The sequence below is a fragment of the Micromonospora sp. RP3T genome (assembly GCF_003027925.1).
Taxonomy (GTDB): domain Bacteria; phylum Actinomycetota; class Actinomycetes; order Mycobacteriales; family Micromonosporaceae; genus Micromonospora.
Genome location: NZ_PYPS01000092.1, coordinates 1 through 1,049 on the forward strand (window position 1 = coordinate 1; position 1,049 = coordinate 1,049).

General features: G+C 69.2%; 1 pseudogene. It reads left to right on the plus strand.

Features of this window, described 5'->3' with window-relative positions:
- Positions 1-134 precede the first annotated feature (134 nt).
- Positions 135-1,027 (plus strand): annotated as a pseudogene (locus tag C8054_RS31530) (IS5 family transposase).
- Positions 1,028-1,049 lie beyond the last annotated feature (22 nt).

Sequence of the window (1,049 nt, forward strand, 5' to 3'; positions counted from 1 at the left end):
CTAGGGCCTGTGTCGAAGTCCGTGCGAGGGCTTGAGCTGTTGGGTGAGGATCTTGGCGTGTCGGTGTTCGAGATGTAGCGAGGTCTCCGGTATCTGGTTCAGCGACCAAGCAGAACCCGAACACCGGAGACCTCGTGGACACCCTAGCGGTGACGAGGCGGCATGACCTGACCGACGCACAGTGGGTGGCGCTGGAGCCGTTGCTGCCTGCGGGGCGTAGGCCAGGTCGGCCGTCGACATGGACGAAACGGCAGCTCATCGATGGGATTCGGTGGCGGACACGGGTTGGCGCCCCGTGGCGGGACGTCCCGGAGTGTTACGGGTCCTGGGCTGCGGCGTACGCGCTGTTCCGGCGCTGGCAGCGGGATGGGACCTGGGTGAAGATCCTGACCGCGTTGCAGGCCCTGGCTGACGGAGCCGGACGCGTCGTCTGGGACGTGTCGGTGGACTCGACGGTCGCCCGAGCGCATCAGCATGCCGCCGGAGCGCGTAAAAGGGGGATCTGCAGGCCGAGCCGCCGGGCGGGGTCACGGTCGAACCGGACGATCACGCGCTCGGTCGCTCCCGGGGCGGCCTGACCACGAAAGTGCACCTGGCGTGTGAGCAGGGGCAGAAGCCGCTGTCGATCGTGTTGACCGCCGGGCAGCGCGGGGACAGCCCGCAGTTCATCCCGGTGCTCGACGGGATCCGGGTGCCCCGCCTCGGCGGCGGCCGGCCCCGGACCCGCCCGGACCGGGTCCTGGCTGACAAGGCGTACACGTCGAAGGCCAACCGCCGCTACCTGCGCCGACGTGGAATCAGGGCGACGATCCCGTCGAAGGCCGACCAGGACGCGAACCGGCGTAAGAAGGGGTCGAAGGGCGGCCGGCCACCGGCCTTCGACCCACAGCGGTACCAGCAGCGTCACGCCGTGGAGTGCGGCATCAACCGCCTCAAACGCCACCGCTCCGTGGCCACCCGCTTCGACAAACTCGCCGTGCGCTACGCGGCCACCGTGCACGTCGCCGCCATCAACGAATGGCTGTGACCGACTTCGACACAGGCCCTAG